Origin of the sequence: Psychrobacter vallis, from assembly GCF_904846715.1 — a bacterium.
GTDB classification, from domain to species: domain Bacteria; phylum Pseudomonadota; class Gammaproteobacteria; order Pseudomonadales; family Moraxellaceae; genus Psychrobacter; species Psychrobacter vallis.
Genome location: NZ_CAJHBU010000008.1, coordinates 53,375 through 69,643, shown reverse-complemented (window position 1 = coordinate 69,643; position 16,269 = coordinate 53,375). Strand labels below are relative to the sequence as shown.

The 16,269-nt window shown below is 43.6% G+C and carries 26 protein-coding genes and 1 pseudogene; 26 read left to right on the top strand and 1 reads right to left on the bottom strand.

What is annotated here, in order from left to right:
- Positions 1 to 6: 6 nt before the first annotated feature.
- Entirely contained in the window at positions 7 to 321 is a 315-nt protein-coding gene (gene gatC, locus JMY02_RS07025; RefSeq protein WP_201596583.1) for an Asp-tRNA(Asn)/Glu-tRNA(Gln) amidotransferase subunit GatC, read from the bottom strand.
- A 591-nt stretch (positions 322 to 912) separates the two neighbouring features.
- On the opposite strand from gatC, the gene JMY02_RS07020 reads away from it, so the two are divergent.
- From JMY02_RS07020 to rplO, 26 genes and pseudogenes are all read left to right on the top strand, one after another.
- Complete coding sequence (locus JMY02_RS07020) at positions 913 to 1,950, top strand: rod shape-determining protein (protein WP_455233768.1); 1,038 nt, start codon at positions 913 to 915, stop codon at positions 1,948 to 1,950.
- Positions 1,951 to 2,134: 184 nt separating this feature from the next.
- Positions 2,135 to 2,995, top strand: a complete 861-nt coding sequence (gene mreC / locus JMY02_RS07015) for a rod shape-determining protein MreC (RefSeq protein ID WP_201596581.1) — start codon at positions 2,135 to 2,137, stop codon at positions 2,993 to 2,995.
- Between the two features lie 123 nt (positions 2,996 to 3,118).
- Complete coding sequence (gene mreD, locus JMY02_RS07010) at positions 3,119 to 3,604, top strand: rod shape-determining protein MreD (RefSeq protein WP_201596579.1); 486 nt, start codon at positions 3,119 to 3,121, stop codon at positions 3,602 to 3,604.
- Between the two features lie 124 nt (positions 3,605 to 3,728).
- Positions 3,729 to 4,379, top strand: a complete 651-nt coding sequence (locus JMY02_RS07005) for a Maf family protein (protein WP_201596577.1) — start codon at positions 3,729 to 3,731, stop codon at positions 4,377 to 4,379.
- Between the two features lie 160 nt (positions 4,380 to 4,539).
- A complete protein-coding gene (locus JMY02_RS07000; RefSeq protein ID WP_201596575.1) occupies positions 4,540 to 6,135 on the top strand; it encodes an Rne/Rng family ribonuclease in 1,596 nt (531 codons plus the stop codon).
- Between the two features lie 683 nt (positions 6,136 to 6,818).
- Positions 6,819 to 7,130, top strand: coding sequence for a 30S ribosomal protein S10 (rpsJ, locus tag JMY02_RS06995; protein WP_010196670.1), 312 nt, complete (start codon positions 6,819 to 6,821; stop codon positions 7,128 to 7,130).
- 49 nt (positions 7,131 to 7,179) lie between these two features.
- Positions 7,180 to 7,818, top strand: a complete 639-nt coding sequence (gene rplC / locus JMY02_RS06990; RefSeq protein WP_201596573.1) for a 50S ribosomal protein L3 — start codon at positions 7,180 to 7,182, stop codon at positions 7,816 to 7,818.
- Between the two features lie 14 nt (positions 7,819 to 7,832).
- Positions 7,833 to 8,435 (top strand): 50S ribosomal protein L4, encoded by a 603-nt coding sequence (gene rplD, locus JMY02_RS06985; protein WP_021813369.1) that lies wholly within the window; start codon positions 7,833 to 7,835, stop codon positions 8,433 to 8,435.
- Positions 8,432 to 8,782, top strand: coding sequence for a 50S ribosomal protein L23 (gene rplW, locus JMY02_RS06980; protein WP_040641832.1), 351 nt, complete (start codon positions 8,432 to 8,434; stop codon positions 8,780 to 8,782). The genes rplD and rplW overlap by 4 nt, the downstream gene beginning before the upstream one ends.
- Before the next feature lie 11 nt (positions 8,783 to 8,793).
- A complete protein-coding gene (gene rplB, locus JMY02_RS06975) occupies positions 8,794 to 9,621 on the top strand; it encodes a 50S ribosomal protein L2 (RefSeq protein ID WP_021813371.1) in 828 nt (275 codons plus the stop codon).
- 12 nt (positions 9,622 to 9,633) lie between these two features.
- Positions 9,634 to 9,909, top strand: a complete 276-nt coding sequence (gene rpsS / locus JMY02_RS06970; RefSeq protein WP_021813372.1) for a 30S ribosomal protein S19 — start codon at positions 9,634 to 9,636, stop codon at positions 9,907 to 9,909.
- Between the two features lie 10 nt (positions 9,910 to 9,919).
- A complete protein-coding gene (rplV, locus tag JMY02_RS06965) occupies positions 9,920 to 10,249 on the top strand; it encodes a 50S ribosomal protein L22 (RefSeq protein ID WP_021813373.1) in 330 nt (109 codons plus the stop codon).
- Positions 10,250 to 10,252: 3 nt separating this feature from the next.
- Positions 10,253 to 11,045 (top strand): annotated as a pseudogene (gene rpsC, locus JMY02_RS06960) (30S ribosomal protein S3).
- Positions 10,985 to 11,398 carry a 50S ribosomal protein L16 gene (gene rplP / locus JMY02_RS06955; RefSeq protein ID WP_075102274.1) on the top strand — a complete coding sequence of 138 codons (414 nt, stop codon included), beginning with the start codon at positions 10,985 to 10,987 and terminating at the stop codon, positions 11,396 to 11,398. The pseudogene rpsC and the gene rplP overlap by 61 nt, the downstream one beginning before the upstream one ends.
- On the top strand, positions 11,398 to 11,595 hold the full coding sequence (rpmC, locus tag JMY02_RS06950; RefSeq protein ID WP_201596569.1) for a 50S ribosomal protein L29: 198 nt from the start codon (positions 11,398 to 11,400) through the stop codon (positions 11,593 to 11,595). The genes rplP and rpmC overlap by 1 nt, the downstream gene beginning before the upstream one ends.
- On the top strand, positions 11,592 to 11,867 hold the full coding sequence (gene rpsQ, locus JMY02_RS06945) for a 30S ribosomal protein S17 (RefSeq protein WP_021813375.1): 276 nt from the start codon (positions 11,592 to 11,594) through the stop codon (positions 11,865 to 11,867). The genes rpmC and rpsQ overlap by 4 nt, the downstream gene beginning before the upstream one ends.
- Before the next feature lie 181 nt (positions 11,868 to 12,048).
- Positions 12,049 to 12,417 (top strand): 50S ribosomal protein L14, encoded by a 369-nt coding sequence (gene rplN, locus JMY02_RS06940; RefSeq protein WP_010196702.1) that lies wholly within the window; start codon positions 12,049 to 12,051, stop codon positions 12,415 to 12,417.
- A gap of 8 nt (positions 12,418 to 12,425) precedes the next feature.
- Entirely contained in the window at positions 12,426 to 12,743 is a 318-nt protein-coding gene (gene rplX / locus JMY02_RS06935) for a 50S ribosomal protein L24 (protein WP_101204866.1), read from the top strand.
- A 21-nt stretch (positions 12,744 to 12,764) separates the two neighbouring features.
- Positions 12,765 to 13,301, top strand: a complete 537-nt coding sequence (gene rplE, locus JMY02_RS06930) for a 50S ribosomal protein L5 (RefSeq protein ID WP_021813377.1) — start codon at positions 12,765 to 12,767, stop codon at positions 13,299 to 13,301.
- Between the two features lie 12 nt (positions 13,302 to 13,313).
- A complete protein-coding gene (gene rpsN / locus JMY02_RS06925) occupies positions 13,314 to 13,619 on the top strand; it encodes a 30S ribosomal protein S14 (RefSeq protein WP_201596567.1) in 306 nt (101 codons plus the stop codon).
- A gap of 12 nt (positions 13,620 to 13,631) precedes the next feature.
- Positions 13,632 to 14,030, top strand: coding sequence for a 30S ribosomal protein S8 (gene rpsH, locus JMY02_RS06920; protein ID WP_201596565.1), 399 nt, complete (start codon positions 13,632 to 13,634; stop codon positions 14,028 to 14,030).
- 175 nt (positions 14,031 to 14,205) lie between these two features.
- Positions 14,206 to 14,739: a 50S ribosomal protein L6 gene (gene rplF / locus JMY02_RS06915; RefSeq protein ID WP_021813380.1), complete on the top strand. Its 534-nt coding sequence runs from the start codon at positions 14,206 to 14,208 to the stop codon at positions 14,737 to 14,739.
- An 11-nt stretch (positions 14,740 to 14,750) separates the two neighbouring features.
- Entirely contained in the window at positions 14,751 to 15,101 is a 351-nt protein-coding gene (gene rplR, locus JMY02_RS06910) for a 50S ribosomal protein L18 (RefSeq protein ID WP_021813381.1), read from the top strand.
- A 2-nt stretch (positions 15,102 to 15,103) separates the two neighbouring features.
- On the top strand, positions 15,104 to 15,619 hold the full coding sequence (gene rpsE / locus JMY02_RS06905) for a 30S ribosomal protein S5 (protein WP_010196711.1): 516 nt from the start codon (positions 15,104 to 15,106) through the stop codon (positions 15,617 to 15,619).
- Between the two features lie 20 nt (positions 15,620 to 15,639).
- Positions 15,640 to 15,819 carry a 50S ribosomal protein L30 gene (rpmD, locus tag JMY02_RS06900; RefSeq protein ID WP_010196714.1) on the top strand — a complete coding sequence of 60 codons (180 nt, stop codon included), beginning with the start codon at positions 15,640 to 15,642 and terminating at the stop codon, positions 15,817 to 15,819.
- Positions 15,819 to 16,259 carry a 50S ribosomal protein L15 gene (gene rplO / locus JMY02_RS06895; protein WP_021813382.1) on the top strand — a complete coding sequence of 147 codons (441 nt, stop codon included), beginning with the start codon at positions 15,819 to 15,821 and terminating at the stop codon, positions 16,257 to 16,259. Before rpmD ends, rplO begins: the two co-directional genes overlap by 1 nt.
- Positions 16,260 to 16,269: the final 10 nt, after the last annotated feature.

The window sequence follows — 16,269 nt, the reverse complement described above, 5'->3', positions numbered from 1 at the left end:
GGCAGGCTATTCAATCACTTGCGGCACCAGATACAAGCCCTCTTCGACAGCAGGGGCGACTGACTGATTACGCTCGCGATTGATATCGTGGTTGGCGACGTCAGCACGCAATTCTTGGCAAGCTTCGTGGATATTGGCGAGGGGTTTGATGTCTGTGGTATCCACGTTGGATAGGGTATTCATAAGCTTTAATACTTTACTGATATCACCGGCATAGCTATCGGCAGTATTTTCATCGACACCCAAGCGTGCAAGGTTGGCAACTTCTAAGATTTCTTCACGGCTGACAGTGTTGTCAGACGTTGCTGGTTGCTGAGACATAGTTTCTCCAGTTAAGGACAGTTTTTGTTAGAGTAAGTGGCTAAGAAAAATAAAATACGCAAGTACTAACATAAAATAGGATATAGAATCGTCTTATTATAAAGCATCTGCCCCAAGTTTACAGAGTGGGACGCTAGATTGACGCACAATATCAACCAAGACCGAAGGATTTGTAAAATTGACCGTATAATTTACGATTGATTCTCAATTGCCTACCCATTAGATGCTGAAATACGTTACAGTATGCACTTGCTATTAGGTAAAGTTATCATCTGCTTCTTGTAGAATATTGTTAGTTATTGAATCAAATGATGTTTCATTGAGTCGAATGGCCATTACTGCTATTTCAAACTTTGTAACAATTTTTAGTATTTGAGACCAAAATCCTTGCTTACTGATGCAAATAGCTGTGTTTTTTTTGACTCAAATCGGTATAATTTAGCTCAGTTTTATCATCTCATCATTTTTGCTTAGATTTGACTTGTTGCGATGTTCAACGTCCGCCACAAGTAATGTCTATCAATGACCTACTCAACGCTGACGAGTAACGCCTCAGTCAATCTCATTCGCCTCATTCGTAAGACGCTGGATATATTAGCCATGAACCTGTTTGGATTTTTATCAAATAATATCGCTATCGACCTCGGTACTGCAAACACCCTTATTTTTATTCCTGGTAAAGGCGTCGTACTTGACGAGCCTACGGTGGTTGCGCTACGCAGTAATCGTACTCAAAACCCGACCGTTGCTGCTGTCGGTATTGATGCCAAGCAAATGCTTGGTCGTACGCCTTCCAATATCACTGCCATCCGCCCATTAAAAGATGGCGTGATTGCTGATTTTGAAGTGACACAAAAAATGCTAAAGCACTTTATTGGTAAGGTAAAAGCCAAGCGTTTTATGGCGCAGCCAAACGTAGTGGTTTGTGTGCCTTGTAAGTCTACGCTGGTTGAGCGTAAAGCGATTCGTGAGGCAGTATCGTCAGCAGGCGCGAGTAAAGTATTGTTGTTAGAAGAGCCAATGGCGGCGGCAATTGGCGCTGGCATGCCCGTTCATGAAGCCAGTGGTTCTATGGTGGTTGATATTGGTGGTGGTACGACTGAGATTGCGGTTATCGCGTTGTCTGGTTGTGTCTATGCGGAGTCGATTCGTATCGGTGGTGATATGTTTGATGAAGCCATTATTACCCACGTGCGCCGTACGCATGGTTGCGTCATTGGCGAGACGACGGCTGAGCGTATCAAGAAAGAAGTGGGCTCTGCATTGAATGAAGACAGTCAGCTAGAAGTCGAAGTGCGTGGTCGTAGCATGGCAGAAGGCGTCCCAAAAACCTTTGTCGTGAAATCAGAAGAAGTGCAAAAAGCGCTGAGCGACCCATTGAGTGGTATTGTTAGTGCTGTAAAAGCAGCACTTGAACAAACACCACCAGAGTTGTCATCAGACATCGCTGAGCGTGGCATTGTACTGACTGGTGGCGGCGCGCTATTACGAGATTTAGACAAATTGATTTCGAGAGAAACAGGTTTGCCGGTGACTGTCGCTGAAGACCCACTGACTTGTGTCAGCCGTGGTGGTGGTATCGCGCTTGATTTTATCAATAACAAAAGCCTAAATATGATTTTTGTGTAGACTGTTTTGATTTAATACGGACTCATGCCAATAAATCCATACTAAATTATGATGAGCATAAAATGCCAGCCTAAAAAAATATAAAATTAAAGGTAGCCCGTCGCGCTGCCTTTAATCACATTAGTAAGTGCCAGAACCCATTATTGGCTATTGATTGTTTTATAACCTCTGAATTAGACGACTTATGACCCCAAGTATTTTTGCGCGCCAGCCATTATCACTTCGCAAGACTGTTATCGTATTGATAGCGGCCTTGATACTGATGTGGTTCGATAGCAAAAACTCACAATGGTTTAATCCGGTACGCAACACCAGCCATGCAGCCATGCAGCCTATTTATGAGTTGTCATTGTTACCTAGCTATGCCAAGCATTGGGTGAGTGGCAGCTTGCAATCTAAAGAAGCATTGCGCCGCGAAAACATACAGCTAAAGTCACAGTTGATTCACGCGCAAGCCAAGCTGCAACAGCAAGACTATATCTTGGCACAAAATGCGCGTTTGCAAGGTATTTTATCAACCACCAAGCCTGAGCAGTTTGATCTCAATCTAGCCCAAGTTATTGGCACAGATACCAATTTGCTCAGACAGATTGTGGTGTTGAATAAAGGCGCGCAGGATGGGGTGCAAGTGGGACAAACGGTCATTGATGAAAAAGGTATTTTGGGACAAATCATGAATGTTTATCCCAATACCAGTCGTTTGCTATTGATTACCGATGAACAGCAATCGGTTGCAGTTACTGTCAAACGTACGGGCCAACGTGCTATCGTCACGGGGCAAGGCATACCAACGTCATTGAGTCTCGATTATGTTTTTAAAACCTCAGACGTGCGCGTGGGTGATGAGCTGGTGTCATCAGGATTGGGTGGCCGTATCCCAGCAGGTTATCGTGTTGGCCGTATCGCCAAGATTGAAGATGTACAGGCCGCTAACTTTAGAAGTATAGAAGTGACACCAGCGGCAAACTTTATCGATAATGCTTATGTATTAGTGCTCCAAGATAAGCTGGTGAATAAAAACAACCTTGCTATCGCTGAGCGTTGATCAAGTAGTCGCATAGTTATCGAATAGCAAGCCTATCCACACCTCTTCAGCCACAGCGCTTATCCTATTAAATGCTTAATCATGATTTAATAGCCGCCGTTAACACTCGCTAAGGTAGTAATCATGTCGTATCCTGACTCTGAGAATGCAACGGTACTTTTGATTGCTACCATTATTCTCAGCTTTGTCGTTGCTTCATCACTTAATGTTTATCCATTAAGTCCTAGCATGGCAACATTGCGGCCGATGGTCATGATGATGGTACTGACTTTTTGGTTGTTATTTCAGCCGCGTTATGTTGGTGTTTTTACGGCATTTACCATTGGTCTTATTGCCGATTTGCTAATGGATACTCACTTGGGACAGCAAGCCTTTGCTGCCGTGATAGTTGCACTTCTTATCAAAATCACCAGTATTTATGTCAGACAATTAAATACCCTTAGTGCATGGCTCATTGCAAGCTTTGGATTGGTCGTCTTTCAATTGATTTTATGGATATTACAGATGTTTATCCAAAACGTCTTTATCGCCCAATCTGCCTTATCATTATTGATGAGTATTCTAAGTTGGCCGCTGGTGCTATTTACTCTACGAAAATTTGTACGTTAATACTGGATACTGTTATAGCAACAGTTTTTAAAGCAGTCATTATTATTAATAGCTTACTCTGATTTGCCCATCTGCAAAATTTCGAAATAAAAAACACCTCAATTTATATACTAAGAGAATAGCGATGGATATTATTTTAGCGTCCAGTTCACCGCGCCGTCGCGAGTTACTGGCAAGCGCGCAACTGAATTTTAGTACCTTAACTGTGGATATCGATGAAACGCCGTATGATAACGAATCGCCAAAAGACTATATTGAGCGCATGGTCGCTACCAAAGCAAAAGCGGCGATACGACAGTTAAATGATCTATTTCAAACAAACAAAGACAGTTTTTCTGAACCACTTATTATTTTAACCTCAGACACTATTGGGGTGCTACCAGATGGTCAGACGGTGCTCGTAAAACCAATGGACCGCGAACACGCTTACAGCATGTGGCAGCAAATGTCTGACAGTATCCACGAAGTGTGGACGGCGGTTCAGGCAACCCAAGTAGCGTTACGACCTAAATTGGCTCAAACACCAAACCATGAGCAAGCGTTACAAGTTGTCAAACAACAGCAAATCACTGAACGCACAGAAGTGACCTTTATTCCGCTGACAGCAGCAATGATGAGTGATTATTGGGACAGTGGCGAACCTGCCGACAAAGCGGGTGGTTATGGCATCCAAGGTTTGGGTGCTGCTTGGGTTAGCCGTATTAATGGCAGCTATACCAATGTCGTGGGATTGCCTCTAGCGCAGACAGTGGCGTTAATCAAAGAAATGAGATAGGTGGGTGTAGCGGCTATCAGTACATTAGAGAAGGTTTGCTTATTTTCTGCACATAATGACACGGTAGGATAATGGGCAAGAGTAAGCCGCATTTGTTACACTGTCAAGAGAATAGGCGACCAACGCCTCACAAAAAGCTGAGAGATAAGAGAAAAACATTATGTCCGAAGAGCTGCTGATTAACATTAGTCCCATGGAATCCCGAGTCGCAGTGTTAGACAACGGTATTTTGGGCGAGATTTATATTGAACGTCATCATAAGTTGGGTCTGGTTGGCAATATCTATCTGGGGACAGTCGTTCGTGTCTTACCCGGTATGCAGGCTGCATTTGTTGATATCGGTCAGTCGCGGACAGCATTTCTACATGTCAATGATATGCAACGTGAGCCTCGTCCAGTATCAGAAAGTAAAAACACAACGACCACTAAAGATATTAATAAGAATAGCGAGGCTATAGACGATTTAGTCAAAAATTTGGCGGTCGCACCACCTGTGGTTAGTGCACAAAATACCGAGGTTGTGCCTGTTTCCAAAACACTCATTCAACATCGTTTGCACGAAAGCCAGCGTATTTTAGTACAAGTGACCAAAGATCAGTTGGGTAGCAAAGGGGCTCGCTTAACCACTAATATATCGCTGCCGTCGCGTTATTTGGTTTATTTGCCATCGAGTGAACATATCGGTATATCACAGCGCATTGACGGCGAAGAAGAGCGCACTCGTTTAAAAACAGAGCTGAACAGTTTGATGCAGACTGTCAATCTAAAAGGTGGTCTCATTGCTCGTACCGCCGCAGAGCATGTCTGTGTCGATAAGCTGGAAGAAGATATTTATTATCTATTGCAACTTTGGCGTACCATCTGTGCTCGTCGCCAAGAAATCAACCATCATCAAAGCTCAGAGCTTATTTATCAAGAATTGTCATTGCCACTGCGTTCTATTCGCGATTTGGTACATTCCGATACCGAAAAAGTTGTTATCGACAATATACAAATTTATGAACAAATAAGATATTTTGCCAAAGAATTTGTTCCGTTTATCTATGATCGAATCGTGCATTATACCGCAGAGCAGTCGTTATTTGATGTTCACCGCGTCGAAGATGACTTGCGTGATGCTTTAAAACGCCGCGTAGACCTAAAGTCGGGTGGTTATCTGATTATTGATCAAACAGAAGCGATGACCACTATCGATGTCAATACAGGCTCTTTCGTAGGTGGGCGTTCATTAGAGGACACCGTTTATAAGACCAATCTAGAAGCGACTCATGCCATTGCCCGTCAATTGCGTCTGCGTAACCTAGGCGGTATTATCATCTTAGACTTTATTGACATGTTGGAGCAACAGCACAAAGACGATGTGCTTGAGAGTCTGCAATCACAGCTGGCACAAGATTATGCCAAGACCAAAATCACACAAGTGAGTGAGCTGGGCTTGGTAGAGATGACACGTAAACGCACACGTGAATCTTTAGGGCAGCAACTTTGTGAACCATGCTCAACGTGTCAAGGGCGTGGCTTTGTAAAGACGGCAGAGACCGTCTGTTTTGAGATATTCCGTGAGATTATGCGCTGTGCTCGCACGTATAACTCTCCAAAGAAATTCACCGTCGTCGCCCATGCTGCCGTCATTGATTTATTGTTAACGTCAGAGTCGGATACCGTGGCAGACCTAGAGTACTTATTGGGTAGAGTGATTACTTTTGATGTCGAAAATTTATATACCCAAGAGCAATATGATATTGTTTTAGACTAAGGCGTGTTTGATATTCACAAATAGGCACTGCTGATTGCTAAAACGGTTCCAAAAAAGGCGCAAGTCGATGATAATGTTCATACCTTAGCGAGACTTGCAACGCAGTATGGGGCAGTTTTAGCATCAGCCCCAATCATAAAAACAGGGGACAGGACTCTTTTTTGCCGCTTCATTGCTAAAAATAGCCGTATAGAATGACTATACTCACTATTTTTATCTTCGAATCGCCTAAAAAATAGTCTCTGTCAGTGCCATGGCTGAATTATCAAACACGCCCTACTTTGAGCCTCATTAATGAATCTAAATATAGCTATTGTGAGTAAATGCAATAATATACAAAGGATAATAGCTTAAAGCACTTTTATATTGCTCTTGCAATGCACAAAATACTATGTATAATATACACCACTGAATTATATATGCGCAGCCGACTAAAAAAGCTGGCGCTATTACAGCTAGAGCATCGTTTCTAGCACTATTTCATTATGCCTTTGCTGACATCCATTATAGGAGGGTCGGCGGGGCTTTAAACTATTTTACTTTTGGCACGCTATAAGTTCGGATAAAGAACTCATTCTGGTTAAGAACAGAAGGCCGCTTTAAGTGAATATTTAACCAAACTGCTTTTGATCATGATCTTGCAACGCAAGAATGACGAAAGCACATATTAGGAGCTTGCTGGCATGGCTAACCAGAGAATCCGTATCCGTCTTAAGTCTTTTGATCATCGTCTGATTGATCAATCTGCACAAGAGATTGTTGATACTGCAAAGCGCACCGGTGCGCAAGTTTGTGGTCCTGTACCGTTGCCGACTCGCATTGAGCGCTTCAACGTTCTAACTTCACCACATGTTAACAAAGACGCTCGTGACCAGTACGAAATCCGTACTCATAAGCGTATGGTTGATATCGTTCAGCCTACTGACAAAACTGTGGATGCGCTAATGAAATTAGATTTAGCGGCGGGTGTTGACGTCCAAATTGCTTTGGGTTAATGCACATTACACACCCAACCCATTAATATAAGATATAAAGAGGTCTAAAATGGCGATCGGTTTAGTCGGTAAAAAATGCGGCATGACCCGTGTCTTCACTGAAACGGGTGCATCTATCCCTGTGACAGTGGTTGAGATTGATGCAAACCGTATCACTCAAGTAAAAAATACTGATGTAGATGGTTATCAAGCCATCCAAATCACCACAGGTACCCGTCGTGACAGCCGCGTAACAGCCGCACAAAAAGGTCACTTCGCTAAAGCTGGCGTTGCCGCTGGTCGTGGTGTTTGGGAATTTCGTGCCAATGAGAGCGATCTTGAAGGTCGTGAAATTGGTGGCGAAATCCTAGCTGACTTGTTCGAACAAGGTCAGATGGTTGATGTGACAGGAAACAGTAAAGGTAAAGGTTTCCAAGGTCCTGTAAAGCGTCACAACTTTAGTATGCAAGATGCTACTCATGGTAACTCAGTGTCTCATCGCGCGCATGGTTCAACTGGTCAAAACCAGTCACCAGGTAAAGTATTCAAAGGCAAAAAGATGGCGGGTCAGATGGGTAACAAACGTGTTACTGTTCAAGGCCTAGAAGTGATTTCGGTTGATGCCGAAAAAGGGTTACTTGTCATCAAGGGTGCTATCCCAGGTGCCACCGGTGGCGATGTTATCGTACGTCCGTCAGTCAAAGCCTAAGCAAGGGGATTAACGTGGATTTAAAAACAGTTACAGGTGCGGCGGTTGAGCTTTCTGATACGGCATTTGGTCGTGAATTCAACGAAGCACTAGTGCATCAAGTCGTCACCGCTTATTTAGCTGGTGCTCGCCAAGGTACACGCGCACAAAAAACCCGTGCCGAAGTTTCTGGCGGTGGTATTAAGCCATGGCGCCAAAAAGGTACTGGTCGCGCTCGTGCGGGTTCTATTCGTAGCCCAATCTGGCGTTCAGGTGGTCGAGCATTCGCTGCAAAACCACAAGATTGGTCACAGAAAGTAAACCGTAAAATGTATCGCGGTGCGATGCAGTGTATACTAGCCGAATTGATTCGCCAAGAGCGTTTGATTTTGGTGGAAGAGTTGAGCGTTTCTGGGCCGAAAACCAAAGAACTGATTGCAAAGCTAAATGAGCTTGGTGCACCTCGTGCACTAATCGTCACCAAAGAAGTTGACGAAAACTTATACTTAGCCGCTCGCAACATTCCACATGTCAATGTACTTGGTACAAGTGAAGTGGATCCAGTGAGTTTGATCGCGTTTGATAAAGTGATCATGTCAGTTGAAGCTGCGAAACAATTTGAGGAAGCACTAGCATGAACAACGCAAGACTTTATCAGGTCTTAAGAGGGCCTGTATTCTCAGAGAAATCTCAAATGCTTGGCGACTCACTTGGTGTGCAAGTATTTAAAATTGATTCTAATGCTACTAAGCTTGAAGTCAAAAAAGCAGTTGAGTTGATGTTTGAAGGTGTTGAAGTCACTAAGGTGAACACTTTGAATGTTAAAGGTAAGACAAAGCGTTTTGGTAAAAGCATCGGCCGTCGTAACGACTATAAAAAAGCCTATGTTACCTTAAAAGCTGGTCAAGATGTACAAATGGCTGATGCTGGTGAAGAGGTCGCAAATACGACTGCTTCTACTAGTGAAACAGCGAATAACGAATAAGGATTACACTCATGCCTATCGTAAGAGCAAAGCCAACATCACCAGGCCGTCGTTTTGTTGAAAAAGTGGTGCATCCACACCTTTACAAAGGTCGTCCTTATGCAGCGCTTCTAGAATCAAAAAGTAAGTCAGGTGGTCGTAACAATAATGGCCGTATCACTACTCGTCACATTGGCGGTGGTCATAAGCAACATTATCGCATTATCGACTTCAAACGTACTAAAGACAATATCCCAGCAACGGTAGAGCGTATTGAATACGATCCTAACCGTACTGCTCATATTGCCTTACTTAAGTATGCTGATGGCGAACGTCGTTACATCATCGCTGCTAAAAAGCAAGCAGTTGGCGATACAGTAATGTCAGGCGAAACATCTCCAATCCGTCCAGGTAACTGTTTACCGCTGAAAAACATCCCATTGGGTACTGTGATTCACAATATCGAGCTTAAAATCGGTAAAGGTGCACAGATGGCTCGTTCTGCGGGTGCTAGCGTTCAGTTACTAGGTCGTGACGGTATCTATGCTATTCTACGTATGCGCTCTGGCGAAACACGCCGTGTACACGTAAATTGCCGTGCTGTTATTGGTGAAGTTTCTAACACTGAAAACAACTTGAAATCACTTGGTAAAGCTGGTGCTTCACGTTGGCGTGGTGTTCGTCCTTCAGTTCGTGGTGTCGCTATGAACCCGGTTGATCACCCACATGGTGGTGGTGAAGGTCGTAACAAAGGTCGCCATCCTACCAGCCCTTGGGGTCAGAAGTCTAAAGGACTTAAAACGCGTCACAATAAGCGTACTGACAACATGATCATCCGCCGCCGCGCCAAGAAGAAATAAAGGAAGAATTTCATGCCTCGTTCATTGAAAAAAGGTCCATTCATAGATGCGCATTTGTTTGCCAAAGTTGAGAATGCATTAGACACCAACTCACGCAAGCCAATTAAGACTTGGTCGCGCCGCTCGATGATTCTGCCACAAATGGTTGGCCTAACTTTATCTGTTCACAATGGCCGTACTCATGTACCGGTTATCGTGAGCGAGCAGATGGTTGGTCATAAACTAGGTGAATTTGCCCCGACTCGTACGTATCGTGGTCATGGCATTGACAGAAAAGCTAAGAAATAAGGTGCTTACCATGGAAGTAACTGCAAAATTACGCGGTGCCGCCATTTCGGCACAAAAAGTTAGACTCGTTGCTGATGAAGTTCGTGGCAAATCTATTGAGCGTGCTTTGGATATCCTAACGTATAGTAATAAAAAAGGCGCTGTGTTTGTTAAGAAATGCCTTAACTCAGCCATCGCCAATGCCGAACATAATCACGGCTTAGATATTGATGACCTAAAAGTCGCTACTATCTATGTTGATGAAGGCATTACGCTAAAACGTATCCTACCACGTGCCAAAGGTCGCGCTGATCGTATCAGTAAGCGTACTTGTCACATCACTATAAAGGTAGGAGAATAAGTTATGGGTCAAAAAGTACATCCAATCGGAATTCGTCTTGGTGTTGTAAAAAAGCATAATGCAAATTGGTATGCTAACCCTAAACAATACTCAGAATACCTCATTAACGACATTCAAGTTCGTGAGTATCTACGCAAAAAGCTAGATAATGCTATGATTAGCAATATCATGATTGAGCGTCCTACTGGTGCTGCTAAGATTACCATCGCCACTGCGCGTCCTGGTATCGTGATCGGTAAGAAAGGCGAAGATATCGAAAGACTTCAAAAAGAATTGACCAAAATTATGGGCGTACCTGCTCAGGTCAATATTGAAGAAATCACTTCACCTGATCTTGATGCACGTTTGGTAGCAGACGGTATCGGAAGCCAGCTTGAGCGTCGTGTTATGTTTCGTCGTGCGATGAAGCGTGCGGTACAGAACAGCATGCGTTCTGGTGCTAAAGGTATTAAAGTTGAGTTGTCTGGCCGTCTTGGCGGTGCTGAGATTGCTCGTACTGAATGGTACCGTGAAGGTCGTGTGCCATTGCATACACTCCGCGCTGATATTGACTACGCGTCAGTACGTGCAGAGACCACTTATGGCACTATCGGTGTAAAAGTTTGGATTTTCCGTGGCGAAATCCTTGACGGCATGAACAGTGTATATAATCCCGTCAAAGAAGAGCAGGCTCGTGCGCCAAAACGCCGTGGTCGTGGAAACGGAAACCGTCGAAACACAGACAGAGGTTAAACTATGTTACAGCCAAAACGTACCAAGTTTCGTAAAATGCACAAAGGTCGTAACACTGGGCTAGCTCATCGTGGAAGCACCGTTGCATTCGGACAAATTGGTCTAAAATCGTTGACTCGTGGTCGTATGACTGCCCGTCAAATTGAAGCAGCACGTCGTACCATCACTCGTAAAATTAAGCGTGGCGGTAAGATTTGGATTCGCGTATTTCCAGACAAACCAATTACCAACAAACCATTAGAAGTACGTATGGGTAAAGGTAAAGGTCCAGTTGAATATTGGGTATGCGAAATCAAACCTGGTAAAGTGCTATATGAAATCGAAGGGGTCTCAGAAGAGCTTGCTCGCGAAGCCTTAACGCTTGCTGCAGCAAAACTGCCCTTTAAAACTACCATTGTTAAGCGGACGATAATGTAATGAAGATCAGTGAATTACGTGATAAATCATTAGAAGAACTGACCCAGTTACTTGATGAAAAGCAACTTGATGCTTTCCGTATTCGTATGGCTAAAGCAACCGGTCAGTTGGGTAATACCCATGAAGTCAAAGGCAATCGTCGTATGATTGCTCAGATTCAGACTTTGATTAACGAGAAACAACGAGGCGACTCATGAGCGATAACAATCAAACAGCTACCAATGCTAGCGTATTGACAGGACGAGTTGTCAGTGACAAGATGGATAAATCCATCACAGTTTTGATTGAGCGCTTGGTTCGTCATCCTTTGTATGGCAAGCAGCTTCGTCGTTCTACAAAAATCAAAGCACATGATGAGAATAATGTTTGCCAACAAGGCGATCTTGTCCGCATCAAAGAAACGCGTCCAATCTCAAAAACCAAGTCATGGACTTTGGTTGACGTGGTTGAAAAAGTAGAAAAAATCTAAGTAAATTGCATTAAAAGCCAGAAGCTGTTAAAATAGCCGCCTTTTTAAGGATGCTGATTGCGCCGAGCGTATATCACTTACATTAAGAGTAGCCGCGGTTATTATTATTAAAATGCCGACTACTCATACTGTGCTAGCGGCAGCAACTGGTTTTTATTGCTCATACGTGTGGAGTAACGCTATGATTCAGGTTGAATCGATGCTGGAAGTTGCAGATAATAGCGGTGCAAGACGAGTTCAGTGCATTAAAGTACTGGGTGGTTCTCATCGTCGTTATGCATCAGTTGGCGACATTATTAAAGTAACGGTTAAAGAAGCCATTCCTCGCGGTCGTGTTAAAAAAGGCGACGTGATGAATGCTGTAGTTGTACGCACCAAAAAAGGCGTTCGTCGTCCTGATGGTTCTGTTCTGCGTTTTGACGACAATGCTGCGGTATTGTTGAACCAAAATAAAGCACCGATTGCAACTCGTATTTTTGGACCGGTAACTCGTGAACTACGTGGTGATCAGTTTATGAAAATTGTATCACTAGCACCAGAAGTATTGTGAGGTAATCCATGTCAAAATTACGTAAAGGCGATACAGTTATCGTGATTGCTGGGAAAGACAAAGGCAAGCAAGGTACTGTACAAGCTGTAAAAAATGATCGTATTAAAGTTGAAGGCATTAACATTGTCACAAAACATCAGAAGCCAAATCAGGCGACTGGCGTTGAAGGTGGCATTCTTAAGCAAGAAGCTTTTCTACATATCTCAAATGTCGCAATATTAAATGCGCAAACCCAAAAAGCAGACCGTATTACTTATCAGTTTGGCGAAGACGGCAAGAAACAACGCGTCTATCGTTCAAGCGGTGAAGTAGTGGCGACTGCGTAAGACACTAAGGGTGTAATGGTAATGGCAAGATTAAAATCTTTATATAATGATGAACTAAAGCAGCAAATCAAAGAAGAGCTTGGTTTGGCAAATGTGATGCAAGTGCCTAAAATCACTAAAATCACACTTAACATGGGTGTAGGCGGTGCGTCTCAAGACAAGAAATTGCTTGAAGGTGCAGTAGCTGACATGACCGCTATCGCTGGTCAAAAACCTGTCGTCACCAAAGCGCGTAAATCAGTTGCTGGCTTTAAGATTCGTGAAGAATGGCCAATTGGCTGTAAAGTAACGCTACGCGGTGAGCAAATGTACGAATTTTTAGATCGTCTCATTGCCATTGCAATTCCTCGTATTCGTGATTTCCGCGGTTTTTCACCTAAAGCCTTTGACGGACGTGGTAACTACTCTTTGGGTATCAAAGAACAAATCGTATTCCCAGAAGTAGATTTTGACAAGATTGATCGTATCCGCGGTATGGATGTGACAATCACCACGTCAGCTGGTACTGATGAAGAAGGTCGTGCGTTGCTTAAAGCATTCGGCTTCCCATTTAAATAAGGTAAAGACGTTATGGCAAAGAAGAGCATGATTAACCGCGAATTAAAGCGCGAAAAAATGGTTGCTAAATACGCTGATAAGCGTATCAAGCTAAAAGAAACTATCAATGATATGACTGCAAGTGACGAAGCTCGTATGGAAGCAATGTTAGAGCTACAAGCTCTTCCACGCAACTCATCACCAGTACGTCTACGCAATCGTTGTGCTATCACCGGTCGTCCTCACGGTTACTTCCGCAAGTTTGGCTTATCACGCAATATGCTGCGTGAGCGTGTCATGCAAGGCGATGTGCCTGGTGTTCGTAAAGCAAGCTGGTAAGGGGTAACTATTATGAGTATGCAAGATACCGTTGGGGATATGCTAACCCGTATTCGTAACGCACAAATGGCTAACAAAGTATCGGTAGCAATGCCGAGCTCTAAATTACGTAAATCAATTGCTGATTTGCTAGTTAGCGAAGGTTATGTGGCGAGTGCTGTTGTTAAAGCAGAAGACAACAACAAAGCAACCCTATCTATCGAATTGAAATACTTCGAAGGCAAAGCTGTCATCGAAACGATTCAACGTTTTAGCCGTCCTGGTTTACGCCAGCATCGTGGTAAAGACGCTATCCCTACTGTTAAGCAAGGTATGGGTGTTGCCATCGTATCAACTAGCCAAGGTATCATGAGTGATCGTGCTGCACGTGCTGCTGGTATCGGTGGTGAAATCGTCGCATTTGTAGCGTAAGCTACACGATGATAAAGTCTATTTGATAGCTGTTAGACGTCTATTGATTGAGTGATGATGAATTATTTCAAATTGATAGGTGTCTAACGACGTCAACTATGCTAAACTAACACGCTTTTTAGCCTGTTAGTTTTTTCGCTAATATAAAGAAGTTAATTTTTTAAGGAATATTCCTATGTCTCGTGTGGCTAAAGCCCCAGTGACACTGCCAAACGGCGTAAGTGTTACTTTGAACGATCGGCAGGTCGAAGTGAAAGGCAAGAACGGTAATTTGTCTTTACGCCTGCATGAATTGGTCGAGCTGAAACAGGAAGATGATGCGATCATTTTCTCACCTACAGTCGATTCAAAAGAAGCTATGATGCACACTGGCACCATGCGCGCCCTGTTAAACAACTATGTTACAGGCGTAAATGAAGGCTTCGAAAGACGTCTTCAGTTAATTGGTGTTGGTTATCGCGCACAAGTTGCTGGTAACAAGGTAACTTTGAACGTTGGTTACTCTCATCCAGTAGAATATACGTTGCCTGAAGGTGTGTCAGCTGAAACCCCAACGCAAACTGAAATTGTTTTGAAATCAAACAATAAACAGCAGCTTGGTCAAGCAGCGGCTAATATCCGCGGTTTCCGCCCACCTGAGCCTTATAAAGGTAAAGGTATTCGTTATAGTGACGAGCATGTGATTCGCAAAGAAGCCAAGAAAAAATAAGGTGAGTTGAAATGTTTGATAAAAAAGCAGCTCGTCTGCGTCGAGCTAAGAAAACCCGCGCGCATATCCGTTTCTTAGGCGTTCATCGCTTAACGGTTACTCGCACGCCAAAACATATCTATGCCCAGATTATCTCTCCTACTGGTGGTGAAGTGATTGCTCAGGCATCTACCTTAGACGGCAGCTTGCGCTCAGGCGCGACTGGCAATGCTGATGCAGCAACGTCTGTGGGCCAAATGATCGCAGAACGCGCAAAAGCAGCTGGTATCACTAAAGTTGCCTTTGACCGTAGTGGTTTTAAATATCATGGTCGAGTTAAAGCTTTAGCAGAAGCAGCTCGCGAAAACGGATTGGAGTTTTAATCATGGCTAGAAATGATAAAAATGATAAAAATGAACAGACTGACGGTCTAGTAGAACGCTTAGTTACCGTTGATCGCGTTGCAAAAGTTGTTAAAGGTGGTCGTATTTTCTCTTTCACTGCTTTAACCGTAGTGGGCGATGGCAATGGTCGTGTTGGTTTTGGTCGCGGTAAAGCACGTGAAGTGCCAGCAGCTATCCAAAAGGCACTAGAAGCTGCCAAACGTAATATGATTACTGTTGAACTAAATGATGCAACTTTGTATCATCCAATCAAAGCACGTCATGGTGCTAGTAAAGTTTATATGCAGCCTGCATCTGAAGGTACTGGCGTAATCGCTGGTGGCGCAATGCGTGCTGTATTAGAAGTTGCTGGTGTCAAAGATGTTTTGACTAAATGTTATGGTTCTACCAATACTGCTAACGTTGTTCGCGCAACGTTTAACGGTTTACGTGATATGTCAACTCCAGAAAAGATGGCAGCTAAACGTGGTAAATCTGTAGACGAAATCTTGGGTTAACTTAGACTAGGTGAGTTACGATGAAAAAAATGAAAGTCACTCAATTTAAATCGGGTGCCCATCGCCTAAAGAGCCACAAAGCGAGCTTGAAAGGATTGGGTTTACGCCGTATTAATCATACTGTTGAAGTAGAAGATACTCCTTCAACCCGTGGTATGGTCAATCGCGTTAACTACATGGTAAAAGTGGAGGAAGCGTAATGGGTCTTAGATTAAATGAATTATCACCAGGTGTTGGCGCAAAGAAAACTGCCCAACGTCGTGGTCGTGGTATCGGTTCAGGTCTTGGTAAGACTGGTGGTCGTGGTGTGAAAGGTCAGAAATCTCGTTCAGGTTCTAGCATTCGCTCAGGATTTGAAGGTGGTCAAATGCCTTTATATCGCCGTCTACCAAAATTCGGTTTTACCAGTAAAATGGCTATGAAGACTGCTGAAGTGCGTCTTTCTGAACTGAATCAAATTGAAGGTGATGTGGTTAGCCTTGAAACACTTAAAGCTGCCAATCTTATCCGTCATGATATGAAGCGTGCCCGTGTTATGTTGTCAGGCGAAGTCACTAAAGCTTATACCTTTAAAGGTATTAAAGTGACTAAAGGTGCCAAGCAAGCAATCGAAGCTGCTGGTGGTAGCATCGAGGAGTAGTAACGTGTCA